This is a genomic window from Rhodanobacter sp. UC4448_H15 (assembly GCF_052978265.1).
Window position 1 is genome coordinate 352800 of sequence record NZ_CM129665.1, and the last position, 23873, is coordinate 376672.

Sequence of the window (23873 nt, forward strand, 5' to 3'; positions counted from 1 at the left end):
AACAATCGCGACGCGAAAAAGCTTCTGGCACGACATCTGCTCTGACTTCGATACCTTTCCACCGACGCGGAGTACGCACCCATGACCAAGCTCGAACAGCAACATCTCGCCGTGCAGGTTCCCTTCAAGCAGCGCTACGGCAATTTCATCGGCGGCCGTTGGATCGAACCGATCAACGGCAAATACTTCGAGAACGTCACACCGATCACCGGTCATCCGTTCTGCGAGATTCCGCGTTCGGACAAGGATGATATCGAGGCCGCGCTCGACGCGGCCCACGCGGCCCGCGAGGCGTGGGGAAAGACTTCGGCCACGGCGCGCGCGCGCATCCTCAACCTGATCGCCGATCGGATGGAACAGAACCTCGATCTGCTCGCCCACGCGGAGACTTGGGACAACGGCAAGCCGATCCGGGAGACCGCCAATGCCGACGTGCCGCTGGCCATCGACCATTTCCGCTACTTCGCCGGTTGCATCCGCGCGCAGGAAGGTTCGCTGGGCGAGATCGATGACGACATGGTGTCGTATCAGTTCCACGAGCCGCTGGGCGTTGTCGGCCAGATCATCCCGTGGAATTTTCCCTTGCTGATGGCATGCTGGAAGTTGGCGCCGGCACTGGCGGCAGGCAATTGCGTGGTGCTGAAGCCGGCCGAACAGACGCCGGTCAGCATTCTGGTCTGGGCCGAGCTTATCGGCGACCTGCTTCCACCGGGCGTGTTGAACATCGTCAATGGCTTCGGTCTGGAGGCGGGCAAACCGCTGGCTTCCAGCCCGCGCATCGCCAAGATTGCTTTCACTGGCGAGACCACCACCGGCCGACTCATCAGCCAATACGCAAGCCAGAATCTGATCCCGGCCACGCTGGAGCTTGGCGGCAAGTCGCCCAATATCTTTTTCGCCGACGTGGCCGACGCCGACGACGATTTCTTCGACAAGGCGATCGAGGGTTTCGTGATGTTCGCCTTCAATCAGGGCGAAGTCTGCACTTGCCCCAGTCGTGCGCTGATCCAGGAGTCGATCTATGACAAGTTCATGGAGCGCGCGCTGAAGCGTGTCGCCGCGATCAAGCAGGGCAATCCACTGGACCCCTCGACCATGCTTGGTGCACAGGCGTCGAGCGAACAGCTGGAGAAAATCATCTCCTATTTCGACATCGGCAAGCAGGAAGGCGCCAAGGTACTGATCGGTGGCGAGCGCAACTCGCTCGAGGGCGAATTCAAGAACGGCTATTACGTGAAGCCGACGGTATTTTTCGGCCACAACAAGATGCGCGTGTTCCAAGAGGAGATCTTCGGCCCGGTGGTGTCCGTCACCACCTTCAAGACCGACGAGGAAGCGCTGGAAATCGCCAACGATACGTTGTACGGACTCGGCGCCGGCGTGTGGACGCGCAACGGTACGCGGGCATATCGCTTTGGTCGCGGCATTCAAGCCGGTCGAGTCTGGACCAACTGCTACCACGCGTATCCGGCGCACGCCACGTTCGGCGGCTACAAGCAGTCGGGCATCGGTCGCGAGAACCACAAGATGATGCTCGACCACTACCAGCAGACCAAGAACCTGCTGGTCAGTTACTCACCGAAAAAGCTGGGCTTTTTCTGATCGGCCAACACGCACGGCCGGGGTGATTCGTTGCCTTGCGCCGTGCGACCGGGCTGGCCGCGGGAAGGTTGTCGCTACCGGATTTGCCGGCACCGGCAAAACAGCAAAGGCCTGATCCACACGACGCGCATTCGTGGCGCGATCAGTCGCTCGGGGGGGGAATCGCCCGTTCGGAAGAAGCAAGACATTCACGCCACAACGGTGGCAACGCAGGGGTCGCGCCACAATTCAACCATGGGGAGCAGGGTATGAAAACATCAGCAACCGACAGGACGGCAGGCAAGCATCGCCTGTCCAGTCTCAAGTCACTTTCCAGCGGCGTGGCCGTGCTGGGTCTGGCCATGTGTCCACTGGCAGCCAACGCCACTTCATTCAGTGGCGACGACTGGACGGTGGACATCGGCGGTTTCGCCAATGCCTACTACACCACGGTGAGCTGCAATGGCGATGCCGTCGGCGGTACCGCCCTGGCGGGCCGCGCGCTGGGTTGCGGCGGGCAGCAGAACCGCACCACGATCGGCAACGGACTGTTGCCGGATGCGCTGACCACCAAATTCAGTACCCAACAGCAAGGCATCGATATCACGGCGCAGGTCAGTCTGATGGCCGCCGTTGCCACCTCCGATGCCCTGTCGGCGAACAGCGGTGTCGATGTGCGACAAGCATTCTTTACTCTTGGCACGCCCGATTTCGGCACGGTCAAGCTGGGCCGCGACTACGGCGTGTTCGGCTCCAACGCGACTCTCTCCGACATGACCCTCATCGGGGTCGGCGCGCCGGTCCAGGCCACCCAGCGCGGTCGTGTGTCGCTGGGTCACATCGGTGCCGGCTATACCTATCTCGGCAACTACGGTCAGATCGTCTACACCACGCCGGGCACCACTGGTTTAAGCTTCACCGGTGGCGTATTCAGCCCAGTCAACAACACTGGTATCTACGACTCACGCTCGGCGCCGCAAGTGCAGTTGCAGGTGTCGTATACCGATGGTGGCTTCAAGGGCTGGATCGGCGCGAAATCGCAACGGTTCTATGCGCCGACCGGTTCCGGCGTGCAGCCCGACAGCTTCACCATGACTGCCGCCGAGATCGGCGCCTCTTACAAAATTGGTCGTTTCGGCCTGCTGGGCAATGTCCAAAGCGGCCACGGTATCGGCATCCTGACCGACGGTGACCAGGGCAATGCCAAGGCCACCAACTACCTGCTGCAGGGCACCTTCCAGCTTACCGACAAGCTCAAGCTGGGCCTCAACGGCGGCATCAGCCGCAACCAGGACGACCTCGCCAGCACGGCGAACTTCAAGTCCAACAGCAACGTGACCGCCGGCGTGTACTACGCGCTGACCAAGAGCGTGACGCTGAGCTTCGAGCTCAGCCAGACCCGCTCGAAAGACTTTGCCGGCAACACCGCGCGCATGAATGGTGCGTCGATTGGCGGCTTTGTCTTCTTCTGATTTGCCTGACCGAACCACAGGAGATTCACATGAAAAATCTGAATAATTTTCGTATCAGCGGACTGTTCGCGGCGATGTTTGTGTTGAGTGGTGCTGCGTTTGCCGCCGACAGCGCGGCGACTGCGGCCGACTACAAGCCGGTGACGAATGCCCGGCTCGTGAATGCGGCGAGCGACAACGGCTGGCTGATGTACCGGCGTGATTACGCCAGCACCGGCTATGCCCCGTTCGAGAACATCAATACCGACAACGTGACCAAGCTCAAGCAGGTCTGGGACTACAAGACCGCGTTCGAGCAGGGGCATGAGTCGCCGGCGATCGTCAATGGAGATTACCTGTTCATCACCACGCCGAAGAATGAGCTGGTGGCATTCCAGGCCAGCACCGGCAAGCAGTTGTGGAAATACCAGCACGATCTGTCCCAGGCCGGCCTGAAGACCGTGTGTTGCGATGTCGTCAATCGCGGCGTGGCGTTGTACGGCGACAACGTCTACATGGCCACGCTGGACAACTACGTGGTGGCGCTGAACGCCAAGACCGGCAAGGTGGTCTGGAAGAAGCAGCTGATACCGGCCGACGTGGGCTACGCGATGACCCTGGCGCCGCTGGTGGTCAAGGGCAAGGTGATCGTCGGCGAGTCCGGTGGCGAGTACGGAGCGCGCGGCTTCATCGAAGCGTTGGACGCGGAAACCGGCAAGCAGGCCTGGAAGACCTACACCGTTCCCGCACCCGATGAACCCGGTGGCAAGACCTGGCCCAAGGGCGCGTACAAGACCGGCGGCGGTGGTGCGTGGTTGACCGGCACCTATGACGCGCAGACCGACACGCTGTTCTGGGGCGTCGGCAATCCGGGCCCGTGGCTGGCCACGTTGCGTCCGGGCGACAACCTGTACACCGACTCGGTGATCGCCATGAATCCGGCCACCGGCAAGATCAAATGGCACTTTCAATACACTCCCAACAACACCTGGGACTATGACGGCACCAACGAAACCGTACTGACCGACATCGACTACAAGGGCAAGTCGTACAAGGCACTGGTCAGCGCCAGCCGCAACGGCTGGTTCTATGCGATCGACCGGACCAATGGCAAATTGATCTACATGGAGAAATTCGCCACGGCGACCTCCGTGAACGGCTCGAAGGACGGCAAAGTCACCACCGATCCGGCGATGCGCCCGACCGTCGACAAGGAAGTGTTCACCTGTCCCAGCTTCCTCGGCGGCAAGAACTGGTGGCCGATCTCGGTTGACCCGAAGACGCGTCTTGCCTACGTGCCGACCATGCATACCTGCATGACGATCAAGGGCACTACAGTCAGCTACAAGGCCGGACTGCCTTTCCTGGGTGAGAGCTTCAAGGTCGTGGCCGATCCGGCATTCAAGGGGCAGTGGGGCGAAGTACAGGCGATCGACGTCAACACTGGCAAGCAGGCGTGGAGTCATCCCTCGGCGTTGCCGTGGAATAGCGGCATGCTCAGCACGGCCGGTGGCCTGGTGTTCTCCGGCAGCGCGGACGGCCACCTGTATGCGTTCGATGCCAAGAGCGGCAAGGTGCTGTGGAAGAGCCCGCAGATGAGTTCGGGTGTCATCGGCGTGCCAAATACGTGGAAGGTGGACGGCAAGCAATACGTGTCGGTCTACGCCGGCTGGGGCGGCGCCACGCCGATCTGGGGCGGCGACATGGCCAAGGATCCTGCAGTGCGGAACATACCGCTGGGCGGTCATTTTTACGTGTTCTCGCTGTAACCGGAGTGCTGGCATGAAGACATATCGTTTCCCTTCCAGGTCCCATCTGTGCCGCATCGGAATGGCCGCCGTACTTATGTACGGCGGCACCGCCGTCGCGGGCGAGCTGTCGGTTTGCATCGACAAAAGCAGCCCTACCGCGTCCATGGACCACCACCTCGCACAGGCCGTGGCCACCCACGAAGGCAACTCCCTGCGCGTTCATGAGTTTGATGGCAGCGGCGGCGACGAGGGCTTTGACCTGAAGGAGTTCAACAAGCTCGCCAAAGACAGTTGCACGTTGGTGCTGGGCTTTCCGATCGATGCCGACGAACATGCCGTACCGTCCGGCCTGCAGGCTACCGAGGCGTACGGTCACACCGGCTTCGTGCTGGTGACGCCGAAGGACAGCAAGGCCACCACGCTCGACCAGTTGCCGAAAAAGACCAGTGTGGCGGTGACCTACCAGACCACGCCGAACCTGTACTTCGCAGATCATCCCGGCCTGCAGGCGGACGTCCATCTGACCAACGACGATTCGATCAAGGCGTTGCAGACACATGCAGCAGGTGCGGCGATGCTGTGGCAACCAACGGTGGTGAATTATCTGTCCAGCCACCACCAGGCGGGTGGTTTCAGTTACCACCCATTGCACGAACCGCATGCGCAATTCGACCTGGTGGCGCTGTACAACAGCAGTCACGCAACTGCGGCGGCAGCATTCGGCCGAGCAATCGTGGCGATGACCGCTTCGGGCGAGCTGGCGCGGCTGCTCACGCCCTATGCCGAGGCGGGAAGGGCGCAGGCCTCGCAGCGCGGTGCGTCAGCATCGGTGCAGCTTTCTCACAAGGTTCAGTCGCTCGATAACGGTCGCGCAACCGCATCGAAGCAGGACGATGCGAGCCACCCTCCGGCGTTGTTTACCGAGACCCAGGCGGCGAGCGGCAAGCAGAAGTTCGAGGATCACTGCGCGTTCTGTCACGGGTCAACCCTGGCCGGTCGCGCCGGACCCGCACTCAAGGGACCGCACTTTGCTCCGGCCAAGGCTGACTTCCATGTCGGTGACATCTTCGGCATCGTTTCGAAAAACATGCCAGCTACCGAACCGGGCAGCCTGGCGCACGAGGATTATGTGGAGATCATGGCCTTTATCCTCCAGCAGAACGGCTACCCGGCCGGCAGCGATGCACTGACTTTCGAGGAGGCGACGGAGTCCAGGGTGCGGTTGATCTACCACGGCGAATGAATCGGCACCGCCGGCAGGCGAAGCTGATGTCGCGCACCAGCCATGCGCCCGTTGGCGCAGGATTTTCCAGAGTCTACGGGAGTGCCACGTGAATCAGCCAGGACGGTCACCGCCGCGACAGCGCGCGGCAATCCGCGGGCTTCATCTTCATCCGCTTGTCCTGGTTCATGCGGGGTGTGCGCTGCAACCAGTCATGGCGAAAGAAGCGGATTTTACCGCTACGGCTGCCGTGACCAATCTGCAGGCTGTAGAGGTCGATGCCAGTCGACTGGATCTTGCGCCGTTTGATGTTCCTGCCGCACTCAGCGGCACGGTGATCGTCAACGACGGCAATGCCCGCTATTTCGGACCCGGACCGGACCGCCGCCTCGTGCTAGGGGCTCGGTTGACGTTTCAGCTTGCCACAATGCAGGAGAACAAGATGTCGGATACCACGGTTGCAGTTGCCAAAGTGCTCGCCACGCCGGCTGCTGAGGAGTTGATCGAACGATTGCGCACACGCCACGGACCGCTGCTGTTCCACCAGTCTGGCGGCTGCTGCGATGGCTCCTCGCCAATGTGCTTTGCGCAGGACGATTTCATCGTGGGCGATCGCGACGTCAAGCTCGGGGAGATCGCCGGCGTAGCGTTCTACATGAATCCCGCGCAATACGAATACTGGAAGCACACGCAATTGATCATCGACGTGGTCGAAGGGCGTGGCGGCATGTTTTCGCTGGAAAACGGCGAAGGTGTCCGCTTTCTCACTCGTTCGCGGCTGTTCACCGACGACGAGATCAAGCAGCTGACTCGCGAAGGACGCTTCTGAGCAAGGCGCCTGATCAGCGGCGCCGGGCTATCGGGATGTTGGGATGTTGGCTTGTCCCTCATGGCAACATCGTGCCGTCAACATCACGCCATGAACGGTCGCCACTACCATGCAATGCAGTGACGGTTGCCGAGCATCAAACGAACTGGCGACCACCCCGGATCTTCCCGGCAACACTGAAGAATGGAAAGGAATGTGCTTGATGGCAGCTCACAAGAAATCGCGGCGCTTTCGCGGACTCGGCCCACTATCGATCGCACTGGCGCTGATCGTCGCGAGCAGCTCCGTATTCGCACAAGAAAGCAGCCGCGAGACCAACCCCCAGAACGTCACCGAACTTGACCTGATCAGGGTGGTCGGCGTGACACCTGTCACCGGCACCGACATTGATCCCGGCAAGCTGCCGTATTACGTGCAGTCGACCAACGACGACCAGATGGATCGCGCGCAAGTACTCGACCTTACCGACTTCACCAACCGTCGTTTTGTCGGTGTAACGACGAACGGCGCGCAGAACAACCCGCTGCAGGCGGATGTCCAGTTCCGCGGGTTCACCGCGACGCCGCTGCTTGGTGGCTCCGAGGGCATGTCGGTCTACCTCGATGGGGTGCGCGTCAATGAAGTGTTTGGCGATACGGTCAATTGGGACCTGATCCCGACTGGCGCCATTGAGCGAATGAGCCTGCTTGCCGGCGCCAACCCGGTGTTCGGCCTGAACACGCTTGGGGGTGCGATCTCGATCCAGACCAAGACGGGCTTCAGCGACCCAGGTACGCGCCTCTCCTTCTACGGTGGATCATTCGGGCGCACCAACGCCACCTTCGAGACCGCCGGCAACTCCGGCCGCTGGGGCTGGTACCTGATGGGCAATCGCTTCGACGAGGACGGTTGGCGCGACCAGTCACCCTCAAACGCTCGCAACTTTTACGGCACCCTGTCCTGGCGTAGCGAAGCCGCTACGTTCGACTTGCACCTTGGCCACGCGAAAACCGACCTGGTCGGTAACGGCAGCGCGCCGGTCGAGCTGCTCGCCGAACGCTGGAGAGGCATCTTCACGGCGCCGGACAACACCAGCAACGATATGGGTCTCATCAGCGGCCAGGGAACCGTTGATATCAACGACGCCACGAAGCTCTCGTTCACCGTGTTCCACCGCAAAGTCAAAACGCTGTCGTACAACGGCGATGCCAGCGATTTCGACGAGTGCGACGACGACGATGACATCCTTTGTGACGAGGACCACGACGACGCACCGATCATCGACCAGAACGGCAATACTGTTTCCTCCGACTTCGACGCGATCAACAATATCGGCCACCGGAACCAGACGAGCGACGGTGGTACCGTGCAGCTCGCATTCAACCAGCCACTCGGCCCTTTGGAGAACCAGTTTGTGGCGGGCCTGGATTACATGAACGGCCGCCTCGACTACAACTCGGCCCTGGAAATGGCAGTCCTGCAGCCAAACCGGGTGACGTCGTCCGATTCAGGCATCCTGATTCCGGCAGGCGCACTGAGCGTCAATAGCCACACGCGCACGATCAGCCTGTACCTCACCGATACCTTGTCGATCACCGACCGCCTCGCACTGACGGTGTCGGCGCGAGGCAACCGGACACGCACCACGATCAACGATCCGACCGGTATCAATCCCGCGCTGGACGGCAAGCACCGTTTTTCGCGCGTCAATCCGGCGGCCGGACTCACCTGGCAATGGACTGACGCGGTGAACGTTTACGGCGGCTACAGCGAATCCACGCGCGCACCCACGTCGGTCGAACTAACCTGCGCGGACGAGGATGCCCCCTGCAAGCTGCCCAACCAGTTTCTGTCCGATCCGCCGTTAAGACAGGTCGTCGCCAAGAGCTGGGAAGCGGGCTTGCGCGGCAGGTTCGCCGGCGGCAACAACCTTGGCCACTGGCATGTGGGTCTGTTTCGCACTATCAACACCGATGACATCCTGTTTCAGGCCACCGGTGGAACGAAGTCCAACGAGGGCTTCTTTGCCAATGTCGGGGACACGCGTCGGCAGGGCCTCGAGGCCAGCATCGCCGGCACCGCATGGGACCGGCGTCTGCACTGGTACGCAAACTACAGTTGGCTTGATGCGACCTATCGGACCAGCTTCTTCGAGAAGAGCGCCAACCACCCTGACGCCGATGAAGATGATGAGATATTCGTGCGCAAGGGTGACCGCATTCCCAGCCTGGTGCGCAACAGCTTCAAACTTGGCGCCGATTTTTCGATTACACCGAAGTTGACCATGGGTGGCGAAATCATCGCGAACTCCGGCCAGTACCTGCGCAGTGACGAAGCCAATCTGCTCGCGCAGACCGGCGGATATGTGGTGGTGAACCTGCGAGCCAATTACGACGTGACTGCACACTTCAGTTTATTCGCACGTATCGACAATCTGTTCGACCGCCACTACGTCACGTTCGGAACACTTGGTGAACCCGACGAAATCATGCCGGAATTTGACGACCCGCGCTTCTATGGCCCGGGCGAGATTCGCGGTGTTTGGGTTGGCTTCAAGGTTTCGCTATAGCTTCGTTTCCATTGGACGGGTAACAATAATGCTTGATCAATTTGAAAATCCCGATAGGCGCTTGATGAACGGCGCGGCCAGGGGCCTTGCTCCACGCGCATTCATTTGGCGCAGTCTCTCGGAAGCGTTGGTGCTTGTCTCGTTGGTCCTGCCTGCGGCTCATGCGGAGGATGTGCAGACCAATACCGCACGGACAACATCGTCTACGACGACGCTACCCGTGGTCGTGGTGACCGCGACCCGCATTCCACAGCCCGACCTCGACGTGCCCGCCGCTGTTGGCGTCGTCACGCAAGACAAGATCGCCGATGGCGCTCCGGCATCCGCACTTTCCCAGTCACTTGCGCGGATACCCGGGATTGTCGCGCAGAATCGCCAGAGCTACGCGCAGGATTCGCAGATTTCCATTCGTGGTTTTGGTTCACGCGCCTCCTTTGGCGTGCGCGGCATCCGCCTGCTGGTGGACGGCATTCCGGTGTCCGGGCCGGACGGGCAGGGCCAGACCGATCCCTTCGACCTTGCTACCGCGGAGCATATCGAGGTGTTGCGCGGGCCGTTTTCGGCCCTGTACGGCAATGCCGCCGGGGGCGTGATCCAGATATTCACCAAGGACGGCCCGGAGCAGCCGACGGTCGGGGCTTCCACGCTATTCGGCAGCTATGGCACCCGCATCCAGCGGCTGGATGCGGGTGGCACGGTCGGCAACTTCAACTATGTCGTGGATGGCACGCATTTCGAAACCGACGGTTTTCGTCAACACAGCAAGGCCGAGCGCGACAATCTGCGCGCAAAGTTCCGCTACGACATCAGCAAGGACGCTTCGCTGACGCTGCTGCTCAACGGCGAGAACCAGCCCTTCGCCGAGGATCCTTCGAGCCTGACCAAGCAACAGGCACGGGAAGACCCAAGCTTCGCGGTGCCAGGCGTGTTCAAGTTCGGCGCGGGTGAAAGCCATCGTGACCGCCAGCTTGGCGCTGTATACGAACAGCAAATCGGCCAGAGCGATCATCTGCATGTGATGGGCTACGGTGGTTCCCGGCGCGTGGTCCAGTTCCTTCCTTTCCGCGGCGATTCCACCAATGGCGGCGGCGCGGTGGTCGACCTGAAAAACAGGTCCAGGGGCGGCGGTGTCCGCTGGGTGCACAGTTTTCCGCTCACCTCGACATCGCTCGACCTGATTACGGGTATCGAGTACGACCACCTGCGCGAGCTGCGCAAGGGCTGGGTCAATGATGCAGGCGTGGAAGGGGAGCTGCGTCGCAACGAGAGGGATTTTTCCAGTCAGGCCGGGGAATACGCCCAGCTCGAATGGAAGCCCGATCGTTGGGTCATCGTCGCTGGCCTGCGTCATTCGAACGTCAAGTTCGGAAGCGACGATCACTACATAACGCCCGAAGATCCCGACGACAGTGGCAGGCGGAATTTTTCGAGTACCAATCCGGTTGCAGGCGTGCTCTACAAAATCAATCCGCATCTGAACGTCTACGCGAATTACGGCCAGGGCTTCGAAACCCCGACGCTCTCCGAGTTCGCCTATCGGCCCGACGGTCGGGCCGGCTTTAATCAAGCCTTGCAGCCAAGCAAGAGTCGCGACTATGAGACAGGGCTAAAGGGGAGCTGGGCTGCGACAAAATTCGACTTGGCACTTTTCAACATATCGACCACAAACGATATTGTCGTTGGCGCATCCAATGACGGTCGCGACAGTTTCACCAATGCCGGAAGCACGAAGCGACACGGGCTGGAACTGAGCATTCAGCAGGCCTTTTCCGGCGGCTTCAGTGGTTACCTGGCCTATAGTTACCTGCACGCGACTTTCGATGGCGGAGCGCTCGACGGCCATCGAATGCCAGGCGTGCCGCGCCAGATGGTGTACGGCGAGTGGGACTGGCAGTACCGCCCGCTTGGATTTTCCACCTCGCTAAGCGCGCAGTGGCGTGATCGCGTTTATGTCGACAACAAAAACACGGACTTCGCCGGTAGCTACGTCGTGGTCGATTATCATCTGGCGTTCAGGCAAAACGCGGGCGGCTGGCAGGTCAGCGAGTTTGCAGGTATCAACAACCTTTTCGATCGCAACTACGTCGGTGCCGTTGTCGTCAACTCCGGCAACGGTCGCTTCTTCCAGTCCGCACCGGGCCGCAATTTCATGCTCGGCTTGAGTGCAAGTTACAAATTCTGATTTGCCCGATTACATACGATGTTCGCGGATGTCGCGACGGAGCGGGCATCCCTGCATGGAGGCTCTTTCGCGTTTGGCGTGGTTGATCTTCACGCCGCAACCTGTCGAATCGCTTGCGTCCATGGGTTCTTCGGCAGGTGTTGGAGGTTGGAGCACATCAGGTAGCTGACGATGGTCATGCGATGGTCGGTGGCGTAGTCTCTGGCGCGAGCCTTGGCCGCCTGGATGCGCCATTGATCCCTTTGTGCAGAAACATTTTCTGATGGGCCTGACCATTATTTATGCTTCTAGACAACAGAGGACCATGCCATGCCGAAATACGTGATCGAACGTGATATTCCTGGTGCCGGGAAGTTGTCGCCCCAGGAACTAAAGGCCATTTCGCAGAAGTCTTGCGGTGTACTGAGCAATATCGGGCCACAGATTCAATGGCTCCAAAGCTACGTGACCGGCGACAAGATCTATTGCGTATACATCGCTCCGGATGAGGAAATGGTTCGGAAACACGCCGAGGAAGGGGGCTTTCCTGCGAATCGTGTGTCCGAAGTTGCCTCAATCATTGATCCAACAACGGCTGAGTAGCACCATCCGGCGGCGCCGCTGACAACGGCAGCCCCCTTTTTAATGCCGACAGCCGGCGCGATCCGGGAGCGGGCAGGATCAAACGCGCCTATCTTTATTTGTGTAGCGAAGTACCGACTCCCAGTCGTATTACGATCAGGCTAACTCAAGGACCGCACACAGCGCGGCATCGATGGCTGTCGCAGGTTGCCTGAATCACTCCCATCCAGTCCAGCAGGAGAAAATCCATGTCCAGCACCTATCCGGTCGACCCCGAGTTTGCAGCGTCTGCGCGCACCAACCACGACGACTACACACACATGTATGCCGAATCCGTGAGAGATCCGCAGGCATTCTGGGCAGGTATCGCCAAGCGCCTGGACTGGACCAGACCGCCGACGAAGATCAAGAACGTCTCGTTCGATCCGAAGGACCTGCACATCCGCTGGTACGAGGACGGCGAGCTCAACGTGAGCGCGAATTGCCTCGACCGCCAGCTGGAGAAGCGCGGCGACAAGGTGGCGATCATCTTCGAGGGCGACGATCCGGCCAACTCGCGCCGGATCACCTATCGCGAGCTGCACGCCGAAGTGTGCAGGTTCTCCAACACGCTGAAGCACCTGGGCGTGGTCAAGGGCGATCGCGTGGCCATCTATCTGCCGATGATTCCCGAGGCCGCGGTCGCCATGCTGGCCTGCGCTCGGCTCGGCGCGATCCACTCGGTGGTGTTCGGCGGTTTCTCGCCCGATTCGCTGGCCGGCCGCATCGCCGACTCGCAGGCCAAGGTGGTGATCACCGCCGACGAGGGCTTGCGCGCAAGCAAGCACATTCCGCTGAAGGTCAACGTGGATGCCGCGCTGGAGCGGCCGAACACGAACAGCGTGGAAACCGTGATCGTGGTGCGTCACACCGGCGCCGCAGTGAACATGCAGTCGCCGCGCGACCGCTATTATCACACGCTGATGGAAGGCCAGTCGGCCGATTGCCCGGCCACCCCGGTCGAGGCCGAACATCCGCTGTTCGTGCTGTACACCTCCGGTTCCACCGGCAAGCCGAAAGGGGTGCAACACAGCACCGGCGGCTACCTGGTGTTCATCAGCTACACCCACGAGCAGGTGTTCGACCTGCGCGAGGACGACGTCTACTGGTGCACCGCCGACGTGGGCTGGGTCACCGGCCACAGCTACGTGGTGTACGGCCCGCTCTGCAACGGCGCCACCACGGTGATGTTCGAGGGCGTGCCCAACTATCCCGATTACAGCCGTTTCTGGCAGGTGGTCGACAAGCACCAGGTCAGCATCTTCTACACCGCGCCCACCGCGATCCGCGCGCTGATGCGCGAAGGCGAGGAGCCGGTGAAACGCACCTCCCGCGCCAGCCTGCGACTGCTCGGCTCGGTCGGCGAACCGATCAATCCGGAAGCCTGGGAGTGGTATCACCGCGTGGTCGGCGAGGAGCGCTGCCCGATCGTGGACACGTGGTGGCAGACCGAAACCGGCGGCATCATGATTTCGCCGTTGCCCGGCGCCATCGGTACCAAGCCCGGTTCGGCCACGCTGCCGTTCTTCGGCATCAAGCCGGCGATCGTCGACGCCGACGGCGCGGTGCAGGAGGGCGTCGCCGAGGGCAACCTGTTGATCACCGATTCCTGGCCCGGCCAGGTACGCACGATCTACGGCGACCACAAGCGTTTCATCGAAACCTATTTCAGCGCCTACCCCGGCAACTACTTCACCGGCGATGGCGCCCGTCGCGACGAGGACGGCTATTACTGGATCACCGGTCGCGTGGATGACGTGATCAACGTCTCCGGTCACCGCCTGGGCACGGCCGAGGTGGAAAGCGCCCTGGTGGCGCACCCCAAGGTCGCCGAAGCTGCGGTGGTCGGCTGCCCGCACGACATCAAGGGGCAAGGCATCTACGCCTACGTCACCCTGGTCGCCGGCGAGACCGGCAGCGACGAGCTGCGCAAGGAGCTGATCGCCTGGGTGCGCAAGGAGATCGGCCCGATTGCCACGCCGGACTACCTGCAATGGGCGCCCGGCCTGCCGAAGACCCGCTCGGGCAAGATCATGCGCCGCATCCTGCGCAAGATCGGCGAGAACCGCCCCGACCAGCTCGGCGACATCACCACGCTGGCTGACCCGGGCGTGGTACAGAACCTGGTCGACGAACGTTTGATCAAATAATCTGGATCGGATCGTCCGGCCATGGATTCGGCCATATATACGTCCATTTGATTTTGCTTGCTTATTTTTGTTGCAACGCACTATAGTCGAGACTCCCCCCTTGTTTCGGGAGCCCAGACCATGGACCAGCCACGCGCGCAGGGTTTGTACGACCCAAGGCACGAGCACGACGCCTGCGGCGTGGGCTTCGTGGCGCATATCAAGGGGCGCAAGAGTCACCAGATCATCGAACAGGGGCTGCTGATCCTGCGCAACCTCGATCATCGTGGCGCGGTTGGTGCCGACCCGCTGATGGGCGACGGCGCCGGCATCCTGATCCAGCTCCCCGACCAGCTCTACCGCGAGGAAATGGCGCTGCAGGGCATCCAGCTGCCGCCGCCGGGCGAATACGGCGTGGGCATGATCTTCCTGCCCAAGGAGCACGCCTCGCGCCGCGCGTGCGAACAGGAGCTGGAACGTACCGTGCGCGCCGAAGGCCAGGTGGTGCTGGGCTGGCGCGACGTGCGCGTGGACAGCGACATGCCGATGTCGCCCGCGGTGAAGGCGCGCGAGCCGGTGATTCGCCAGCTGTTCATCGGCCGCGGCGCGGACATCATGGTGCCCGATTCGCTGGAGCGTAAGCTCTACGTGATCCGCAAGACTTCCAGCCACGCGATCCGCGCGCTGAACCTCAAGCACGGCCGCGAATACTTCGTGCCTTCGATGTCCACCCGCACCGTGGTCTACAAGGGCCTGCTGCTGGCCGACCAGGTCGGCACCTACTATCCGGACCTCACCGACCCGCGTGCGGTGTCGGCGCTGGCGCTGGTGCACCAGCGCTTCTCCACCAATACCTTCCCGGCGTGGGAGCTGGCGCATCCGTATCGCATGGTCGCGCACAACGGCGAGATCAACACGGTCAAGGGCAACGTCAACTGGTTGAACGCGCGCACCGGCGCGATCTCCTCGCCGGTGCTCGGCGACGACCTGGCCAAGCTGTGGCCACTGATCTATCCCGGCCAGTCCGACACCGCCTCGTTCGACAACTGTCTCGAACTGCTGACGATGGCCGGCTACCCGCTGTCGCACGCGATGATGATGATGATTCCCGAGGCGTGGGAACGTCACACCCTGATGGACGACAACCGCCGCGCGTTTTACGAATACCACGCGGCCATGATGGAGCCCTGGGACGGTCCGGCCGCGATCGCGTTCACCGACGGTCGCCAGGTGGGCGCCACACTGGATCGCAATGGCCTGCGTCCGGCGCGCTACATCATCACCGACGACGACCTGGTGATCCTCGCCTCCGAGGCCGGCGTGCTCGCCGTGCCCGAGCCGCGCATCGTGAAGAAGTGGCGGCTGCAGCCCGGCCGCATGCTGCTGATCGACATGGAAGCGGGGCGCATCATCGACGACAAGGAGGTGAAGGACCAGCTGGCCAATGCGCGGCCGTACAAGCAGTGGATCGAGCACATCCGCATCCGCCTGGACGACCTGCCGGTCGGCCACGTCGAGCCGCCCGCGGGCGAGCAGCTGGTGCAACGCCAGCGCATGTTCGGCTACACGCTGGAAGACCTCAAATTCCAGCTGCTGCCGATGGCGCACGACGGCCAGGAGGCGATCGGCTCGATGGGCAACGACGCGGCGCTGGCGGTGCTGTCCGAGCAGAACAAGTCGCTGTACCAGTACTTCCGCCAGCTGTTCGCCCAGGTCACCAACCCGGCGATCGACCCGATCCGCGAGCAGCTGGTGATGTCGCTGGTCTCCTTCATCGGGCCGAAACCCAACCTGCTGGACATCAACAACGTCAACCCGCCGCTGCGACTGGAAGTCGCCCAGCCGATCCTCGACTTCGCCGACATGGCGAAGATCCGCAAGATCGGCCGCTACTCCAAGGGCAAGTTCCGCAGCTTCGAGCTGGACATCACCTATCCGGCGGCGTGGGGCAAGCAGGGCATCGAGGCGCGGCTGGCCTCGCTGTGTGCACAGGCCATCGACGCGATCGGCCAGGGCCACAACATCCTGATCGTGTCGGATCGCCACGCGGGCCGCGAGCGCGTGGCGATCCCGGCGCTGCTGGCCACCTCGGCGGTCCACCAGCACCTGGTCAACCGCGGCCTGCGCACCAGCGCCGGCCTGGTGGTGGAGACCGGCTCGGCGCGCGAGGTGCACCACTTCGCCCTGCTCGCCGGCTACGGCGCCGAGGCGATCCACCCGTACCTGGCGATGGAGACGCTGGCCCGCCACGTCGCCGTCAGCGGCGCGATCACCGCGGAACAGGCGATCGCGCACTACATCAAGGCGATCGGCAAGGGCCTGCAGAAGGTGCTGTCCAAGATGGGCATCTCCACCTACATGTCCTACACCGGCGCGCAGATTTTCGAAGCGGTGGGGCTGAACAGCGAACTGGTGGAAACGTACTTCAGCGGCACCGCCAGCACGATCGAGGGCATCGGCCTGTTCGAGCTGGCCGCCGAGGCGCTGCGCCAGCACGAGGCGGCGTGGGCCGACGACGCAGGTCAGGCACTCGATGGCGGCGGCGAATACGCCTGGCGAGCCGATGGCGAAGCCCATCTGTGGACGCCCGATTCCATCGCCAAGCTGCAGCACGCCACCCGCGCCAACAGTGCGACGACCTATGCGGAATATGCGCGGCTGATCAACGACCAGACGCGCCGCCAGCTGACCTTGCGCGGGCTGTTCGAATTCCGCATCGATCCGGCGGCCGCGATCGCGCTGGACGAGGTGGAGCCGGCGGCGGAGATCGTCAAGCGCTTCGCCACCGGCGCGATGTCGCTGGGTTCGATTTCCACCGAGGCGCACGCCACGCTGGCGGTGGCGATGAACCGCATCGGCGGCAAGTCCAACACCGGCGAAGGCGGCGAAGACGAGGCGCGCTACCGCGACGAGGCGCGCGGCATCGCCATCGGCGAGGGCGCAACGCTGGGCAGCATCCTCGGCGCCGATCGCATCGAGAGCGACCTCGCCCTCGAACCCGGCGATTCACTGCGCTCGCGCATCAAGCAGGTGGCCTCGGGCCGCTTCGGCGTCACCGCGGCGTACCTGGTCTCGGCCGACCAGATCCAGATCAAGATCTCGCAAGGCGCCAAGCCGGGCGAGGGTGGCCAGTTGCCGGGCCACAAGGTGTCCGACTACATCGCGCAACTTCGCTTCTCGGTGCCCGGCGTGGGCCTGATCTCGCCGCCACCGCACCACGACATCTACTCGATCGAGGACCTGGCCCAGCTGATCCACGACCTCAAGAGCTGCAACCCGCAGGCGTCGATCTCGGTGAAGCTGGTGTCCGAGGTCGGCGTGGGCACGGTCGCGGCGGGCGTGGCCAAGTGCAAGGCCGACCACGTGGTGATCGCCGGCCACGACGGTGGTACCGGCGCCTCGCCGTGGTCATCCATCAAGCACGCCGGCACGCCGTGGGAACTGGGCCTGGCCGAGACCCAGCAGACGCTGGTGCTGAACCGACTGCGCGGGCGCATCCGGGTGCAGGCGGACGGCCAGATGAAGACCGGCCGCGACGTGGTGGTCGCCGCCCTGCTCGGCGCCGACGAGTTCGGTTTCGCCACCGCGCCGCTGGTGGTGGAAGGCTGCATCATGATGCGCAAATGCCACTTGAACACCTGTCCGGTCGGCGTGGCCACGCAGGACCCGGTGCTGCGCCGCAAGTTCGCCGGCAAGCCCGAGCACGTGGTGAACTTCTTCTTCTTCGTGGCGGAGGAAGCGCGCGCGATCATGGCGCAGCTCGGCATCCGCCGCTTCGATGAACTGGTCGGGCGCGCGGACCTGCTCGACGTGCGCCAAGGCATCGCGCACTGGAAGGCGCGCGGGCTCGACTTCAGCCGCGTGTTCCACCGCCCGGCGGTGTCCGCCGACGTGGCCTGGCGCCACGTCGACGAGCAGGACCACGGCCTCGCGCGCGCGCTGGACCACGCGCTGATCGACAAGGCGCGCGCCGCGCTGGAGCAGGGCGAGCGCTGCAGCTTCATCGTGGCGATCCGCAATACGGATCGTTCGGTCGGCGCGATGCTGTCGGGCGCGCTGGCGCGGCGGCACGGTCACGCCGGCCTGCCGGAGGACAGCATCCACGTGCAACTCGATGGCGTGGCCGGGCAGAGTTTCGGCGCGTTCCTGGCGCGCGGCATCACCTTCGACCTGGTCGGCGAGGCGAACGACTACGTGGGCAAGGGGCTGTCCGGCGGCCGCATCATCGTGCGTTCGCCGAACGATTTCCACGGCTTCGGGCCCGAACACATCATCGCCGGCAACACGGTGCTGTACGGCGCCACCGGCGGCGAGGCGTTCTTCAACGGCGTCGCCGGCGAGCGCTTCGCCGTGCGCAACTCCGGTGCCACCGCGGTGGTGGAAGGCGTCGGCGACCACGGCTGCGAATACATGACCGGCGGCACCGTGGTGGTGCTGGGCGAAACCGGGCGCAACTTCGCCGCCGGCATGTCCGGTGGCGTGGCCTATCTGTACGACCCGGACGTGCAGTTCCAGGCGCGCTGCAATCTCGCGATGGTGGCGCTCGAGCCGCTGCTCTCCACGGTCGAGCAGGAACTGCGCGTGCCGCGCGAACTCTGGCACGCGCCGGTGCGCGGAGCCCCCGGCGAGACCGACGAGGCGATCCTGCGGCGTCTGCTGGAAAGCCATTTCCGCGCCACCGGCAGCTTCCGCGCCAAGGCGATCCTGCACGACTGGATCAACGCGCGCACGCACTTCGTCAAGGTGATGCCGCACGAGTACCGGCGCGCACTGGGCGAAGCCGGCCGGGCAGCGACAGCGCCCGGCACACGAGCCATCACGGCCTGAGCGGCCCGGGGAGACAACGATCATGGGCAAGGTCACCGGCTTTCTCGACTACCCGCGCGTGCCGGAACCCGGCGAGGCGCCCAACCTGCGCAAGCGCCACTGGCGCGAGTTCACCCCGCAGCTGGACGACGCCGGCGCGGCGATCCAGGCCGCGCGCTGCATGGATTGCGGCATCCCGTTCTGCCACCAGGGCTGCCCGGTCAACAACGTGATCCCGGACTTCAACGACCTGGTCTATCGGCAGGACTGGCAGCGCGCGATCGAGGTGCTGCATTCGACCAACAACTTCCCCGAGTTCACCGGCCGCATCTGCCCGGCCCCGTGCGAGGCGGCGTGCACGCTGAACATCAACAGCGATGCGGTGGGCATCAAGTCGATCGAGCACAAGATCATCGACAAGGCATGGGAGGAAGGCTGGGTGCGCCCGCAGCCACCCGCGCGGCGCACGGGCTGGAGCGTGGCCGTGGTAGGTTCCGGCCCGGCCGGCCTGGCCGCGGCACAGCAGCTCGCGCGTGCGGGCCACGCGGTCACCGTGTTCGAGAAGAACGACCGCATCGGCGGGCTCCTGCGCTACGGCATCCCCGATTTCAAGTTGCAGAAGGAGCATATCGACCGCCGTCTCGATCAGATGCGCGTCGAGGGCGTGCAGTTTCGCCCTGGCGTGTATGTCGGCAACGCCGCCGACGCGAAGGACGGGCAGCTCGCGCTGACGCCGGAGCAGTTGCAGCAGGACTTCGACGCGGTGGTGCTGGCCGGCGGCGCCGAGACCCCGCGCGACCTGCCGCTGCCCGGGCGCGAACTGGACGGCGTGCACTTCGCGATGGACTTCCTGCCGCTGCAGAACCGCGTACTGGCCGGCGACGCGCTGGCGTCGCAGATCCTTGCCACCGACAAGCAGGTGGTGGTGATCGGCGGCGGCGACACCGGCTCGGACTGCGTGGGCACTTCCAACCGCCAGGGCGCCGCGGCGATCACCCAGTTCGAACTGCTGCCGCAGCCGCCGGCGCAGGAGAACAAGCCGCTGACCTGGCCGTACTGGCCGATTCGGCTGCGCACCTCCAGTTCGCACGAGGAGGGTTGCCGGCGCGACTGGGCGGTGGCCACCAAACGTTTCAACGACGACGGCAAGGGCCGCGTGCGCAGCCTGACCGCGGTGCGGCTGCAATGGCACGAGGGCCGCATGAGCGAGGTGCCGGACAGCGAGTTCGAGATCGAGGCGGACCTGGTCCTGCTGGCGATGGGTTTCGTGTCGCCGACGCAAGCCGTGCTCGATGCCTTCGGCGTGGACAAGGACGCGCGCGGCAATGCGGCGGCGAAGGTCGACGGCGGCGCCGCCTACCGCACCAGCGTCGACAAGGTGTTCGCCGCCGGCGACATGCGCCGTGGCCAGTCGCTGGTGGTGTGGGCGATCCGGGAAGGCCGCCAGTGCGCGCAGGCGGTGGACGAGTTCCTGATGGGCACGTCGCGCCTGCCGCGTTGACACAAGCGCCGTCGCGTCGCTTGTACCGCGACGCGACGGGCCGCACCATGAGCGGGATGACCGACACGCTCCCGCCCCTTCCCGCCGCCGCTGCCGCGCAACTGGACGACCAGACGGTGCACGTCTGGCATCTGGGCTACCGCCGCGCAGCCGGTCGTCTGCCGTTGTTGCGGATACTGGCCGCATATCTCGGCGTCGACGCCGGCGAGCTGCAGCTCACGCAGGACGCGCACGGACGGCCGCGGCTCGATCCGCGCCACGGCACGGCACTGGATTTCAACTGGTCGCACAGCGGTGACCATGCGCTGGTGGCGATCGCCCGTGGCATCGCGCCGGGCGTCGACGGCGAGCGCCGGCGAGCCCGACCGCGTGCGCTGGCGCTGGCCCGGCGCTTCTTCGACGCGGCAGAGACGGCGGCGCTGGCGGCGTTGCCCGTGGACGCGCGCGACGACGCGTTCCTGACGCTGTGGACGGCCAAGGAAGCGCTGCTCAAGGCGCATGGACGCGGCATCGGCTACGGACTGCAGCGGCTGCGCGTGGCGGCGCCGCCGCAACCATTGCAGCTGCTGCGCTTCGACGGCGAAGATGTCGGCGCCTGGCAACTGCAGCGGCTCGACCTCGCGCCGGAACTGGTCGCCGCGCTGGCCTGGCGCGGGTCGCCGCGCAAGGTGCGCGCGGCGACGCTGCTTGCCGACATCGAATGATCGGTGCACTGTCACCCGTCGGCATGGCGTGCTGCCGGGCCAGCCAGCCGATTCTTCCCGCCCCGGAGTGGTTTCCGCGATGACCCTGCTCAGCGTCAACCTCAACAAGATCGCTGTCCTGCGCAACTCGCGCGGCGGCCGCAGCCCCGACATCTGCCATGCCGCGCAGACCTGCATCGAGGCCGGTTGCGGCGGCATCACCGTGCATCCGCGCCCGGACCAGCGCCATGTGCGGCCCGATGACGTCCGTGCGCTGGCCGCGATGCTGCGCGGGCGGGTCGAGTACAACATCGAGGGCAACCCGTTCGCGGGTCCGCGCGGCGATTACCCCGGCTTGATCGAACTCGCGCGCCTGGTCCGCCCGACCCAGGTAACCCTGGTGCCGGACAGCGACGGCCAGATCACCTCGGACCATGGCTTCAACCTGCGCCAGGACACCACCCGCCTGAGGCCGCTGGTCGATGAGCTGAATGCATTGGGCTGCCGGGTCAGCCTGTTCGTCGACGCGGGCAGCGGCGATTTCGAGCTGGCCGCGGCCATCGGCGTACAGCGCATCGAGATCTACACCGGCCCGTATGCGGAGGCCTTCGCCGATGGCGACCCTGCGGCGGCGCTGGCGGCATGTGCCGACACCGCCCGCCGCGCCCAGCAGGCCGGCCTGGCGGTCAACGCCGGACATGATCTCAGCCAGGCCAACCTCGGCACCTTCAAGGCCGCGATCCCCGGCCTCGCCGAGGTCTCGATCGGCCACGCCCTGATCGGCGAGGCCCTGTACGAAGGACTGGCCACCACCGTGCGCCACTACCTGCAGATCCTGCGCTGAGCAGTGGCGGACGTGCCCGGCAAGCGCTTCCCGCAAGCGACCCGTCGCTCAAGCGGGCACCTCCCGGGGTACGGCGCGGTGCCGAGCTCTGAAAACAAAGGCCCCGCCGAAGCGGGGCTCTTGCCTGGATCGTTTTGCGCCGAGCTCAGCGTGCTTCGTTGAAGCCGATCTTCACCAGGTTGTAGCTCTTGGCGTCGGCCAGCACCCGCGCCACATACTCGTAGGCCACGTGGTCATCGGCGGCGATCTGGATCTCCGGCTGGTTCGGCAGCGACTGCTGGCCGATCACCGCCAGCTGCGCCTTCAGGCCCAGCTCGTCGACCGGCGTGCCATTCCAGTAGAACGCGCCACTCTGATCGATCTTCAGATTGATCGGGCTGGGCGGATTGGAGGGCGGGATCACATCCTTGTTCGGCTGCGGCAGATCGACCTCGATCTTGTGCGCCAGGATCGGCGCCGTGATCATGAAGATGATCAGCAGCACGAGCAACACGTCGACCAACGGCGTGACGTTGATCTCCGCCATCGCACCGCCGCTGCTTTTGGTTGAAATCGCCATCTCGAATTATCCCTTCGGTGCGTCGGTGGTCATGAAGGCGACATGCACCATGCCCGAACCCTTCGCATCGCTGATGATCTTCTTCACCACCATGAACTGCACTTCGCGATCGGCACGGATCTGCAGCTGGGGCTGCGGCGTGAGCTGCGCTTCCACCAGCAGCTTGGCGCGCAGTTCCGCATCGGTCACCGGCTGATCGTTGAGGTACAGACTGCCATCGACCTTGATCGCCAGGTCGATCGGCGGCGTCTTCGGATCAGGCGTCTTGGCATTCGGGTTGGCGATGGGCAAATCGATCGTGACCGAGTGCGACATCAGGGGAGCCGTGATCATGAAGATGATCAGCAGCACCAACATCACGTCGACCAGCGGCGTGACGTTGATCTCCGACATCGGGCCCGTGGAATCACCACCTAGGCTTACGGCCATGGGTCAATCCCTCACTTCGTGCTTTCGATGCGCGAACCGGTTGCAAAGAAGTCATGCAGGTCGTTCGCGAACTCGTCGAAGCGGGCGTAGACCACGCGGTTCGAGCGGTTGAAGAAGTTGTACGCGAACAGCGCCGGGATGGCCGCGAACAGACCGAAGGCGGTCATGATCAGCGCCTCACCCACCGGACCGGCCACCGCGTTCATCGAGGCGTTGCCGGTGGCGGCGATGCCGATCAGGGCGTGGTAGATGCCCCACACGGTACCGAGCAGACCGACGAACGGCGCGGCCGAGCCCACCGTGGCGAGCAGGGTCATGCCGCCTTCCAGACGCATGCTCTCGCGAGCCACGGCCTGGCGCAGGGCGCGGTCGATGAACTCCGAGCGGCTCAGCGATTCCGCCAGGCGACCGGCGGTGCCGGTAGTGCTCTGCTGGTGGTGCGCCATCGCCGAAGCGGCTTCCAGCGCGATCTTGGAGAACGGCTCGCTCTTGGGCTGCGCTTCCAGCTCACGGATGGCGTCCTGGGTCGAGCCATTGCCCCAGAAACCGTCGATGACCTTGTCCGCCCGTGCCTTCACGGTGGCATTGCGAATGCCGTTGGCGATGATGAAGTACCAAGACAGGAACGACATCGCGACCAGGGTCACGAAGACCACCCAGCCGAGCCAGTCGAAGTTCTGCATCAGGTTCTCGAAGCCCATCTGTTTCATGGCTTCGGCGTTGGTGTTGCCGGTTGCAGCAGGAGTCTGAAGGAACAT

At 63.8% G+C, this 23873-nt stretch carries 16 protein-coding genes; 13 read left to right on the forward strand and 3 right to left on the reverse strand.

Annotated features, from left to right (window positions below):
* Positions 1-81 precede the first annotated feature (81 nt).
* From adh to ACVCMI_RS01610, 13 genes are all read left to right on the forward strand, one after another.
* The gene (adh, locus tag ACVCMI_RS01550; RefSeq protein WP_447097709.1) at positions 82-1602 is read left to right on the forward strand and encodes an aldehyde dehydrogenase; all 1521 of its coding nucleotides are present in this window, start codon (positions 82-84) and stop codon (positions 1600-1602) included.
* Between the two features lie 248 nt (positions 1603-1850).
* Positions 1851-3053 (forward strand): porin, encoded by a 1203-nt coding sequence (locus ACVCMI_RS01555; protein WP_447097708.1) that lies wholly within the window; start codon positions 1851-1853, stop codon positions 3051-3053.
* 29 nt (positions 3054-3082) lie between these two features.
* Positions 3083-4801: a methanol/ethanol family PQQ-dependent dehydrogenase gene (locus ACVCMI_RS01560; protein WP_447110614.1), complete on the forward strand. Its 1719-nt coding sequence runs from the start codon at positions 3083-3085 to the stop codon at positions 4799-4801.
* 13 nt (positions 4802-4814) lie between these two features.
* On the forward strand, positions 4815-6026 hold the full coding sequence (locus ACVCMI_RS01565; protein ID WP_447097706.1) for a c-type cytochrome: 1212 nt from the start codon (positions 4815-4817) through the stop codon (positions 6024-6026).
* Between the two features lie 421 nt (positions 6027-6447).
* Positions 6448-6834 (forward strand): DUF779 domain-containing protein, encoded by a 387-nt coding sequence (locus ACVCMI_RS01570; protein WP_447099504.1) that lies wholly within the window; start codon positions 6448-6450, stop codon positions 6832-6834.
* Between the two features lie 202 nt (positions 6835-7036).
* Positions 7037-9382: a TonB-dependent receptor gene (locus tag ACVCMI_RS01575; protein WP_447097705.1), complete on the forward strand. Its 2346-nt coding sequence runs from the start codon at positions 7037-7039 to the stop codon at positions 9380-9382.
* 28 nt (positions 9383-9410) lie between these two features.
* The gene (locus tag ACVCMI_RS01580) at positions 9411-11564 is read left to right on the forward strand and encodes a TonB-dependent receptor family protein (RefSeq protein ID WP_447097704.1); all 2154 of its coding nucleotides are present in this window, start codon (positions 9411-9413) and stop codon (positions 11562-11564) included.
* A 309-nt stretch (positions 11565-11873) separates the two neighbouring features.
* Entirely contained in the window at positions 11874-12146 is a 273-nt protein-coding gene (locus tag ACVCMI_RS01585) for a DUF4242 domain-containing protein (protein ID WP_447097703.1), read from the forward strand.
* A 227-nt stretch (positions 12147-12373) separates the two neighbouring features.
* Positions 12374-14314 carry an acetate--CoA ligase gene (acs, locus tag ACVCMI_RS01590; RefSeq protein WP_447097702.1) on the forward strand — a complete coding sequence of 647 codons (1941 nt, stop codon included), beginning with the start codon at positions 12374-12376 and terminating at the stop codon, positions 14312-14314.
* A gap of 120 nt (positions 14315-14434) precedes the next feature.
* Positions 14435-19120: a glutamate synthase-related protein gene (locus tag ACVCMI_RS01595; RefSeq protein WP_447097701.1), complete on the forward strand. Its 4686-nt coding sequence runs from the start codon at positions 14435-14437 to the stop codon at positions 19118-19120.
* A 22-nt stretch (positions 19121-19142) separates the two neighbouring features.
* Positions 19143-20600: a glutamate synthase subunit beta gene (locus ACVCMI_RS01600; RefSeq protein WP_447097700.1), complete on the forward strand. Its 1458-nt coding sequence runs from the start codon at positions 19143-19145 to the stop codon at positions 20598-20600.
* A 56-nt stretch (positions 20601-20656) separates the two neighbouring features.
* Entirely contained in the window at positions 20657-21304 is a 648-nt protein-coding gene (locus ACVCMI_RS01605) for a 4'-phosphopantetheinyl transferase superfamily protein (RefSeq protein WP_447097699.1), read from the forward strand.
* Between the two features lie 79 nt (positions 21305-21383).
* Complete coding sequence (locus ACVCMI_RS01610; RefSeq protein WP_447097698.1) at positions 21384-22127, forward strand: pyridoxine 5'-phosphate synthase; 744 nt, start codon at positions 21384-21386, stop codon at positions 22125-22127.
* Positions 22128-22272: 145 nt separating this feature from the next.
* Here the strand turns inward: ACVCMI_RS01610 and ACVCMI_RS01615 are convergent, their stop codons facing one another.
* Genes ACVCMI_RS01615 through ACVCMI_RS01625 form a run of 3 tightly spaced genes read right to left on the reverse strand, consistent with a single transcriptional unit; the run spans position 22273 to position 23873 of the window.
* A complete protein-coding gene (locus tag ACVCMI_RS01615; RefSeq protein WP_395120757.1) occupies positions 22273-22686 on the reverse strand; it encodes an ExbD/TolR family protein in 414 nt (137 codons plus the stop codon).
* A gap of 6 nt (positions 22687-22692) precedes the next feature.
* Positions 22693-23115 (reverse strand): ExbD/TolR family protein, encoded by a 423-nt coding sequence (locus ACVCMI_RS01620; RefSeq protein ID WP_395120758.1) that lies wholly within the window; start codon positions 23113-23115, stop codon positions 22693-22695.
* 11 nt (positions 23116-23126) lie between these two features.
* Positions 23127-23873 carry a MotA/TolQ/ExbB proton channel family protein gene (locus ACVCMI_RS01625; RefSeq protein WP_395120759.1) on the reverse strand — a complete coding sequence of 249 codons (747 nt, stop codon included), beginning with the start codon at positions 23871-23873 and terminating at the stop codon, positions 23127-23129.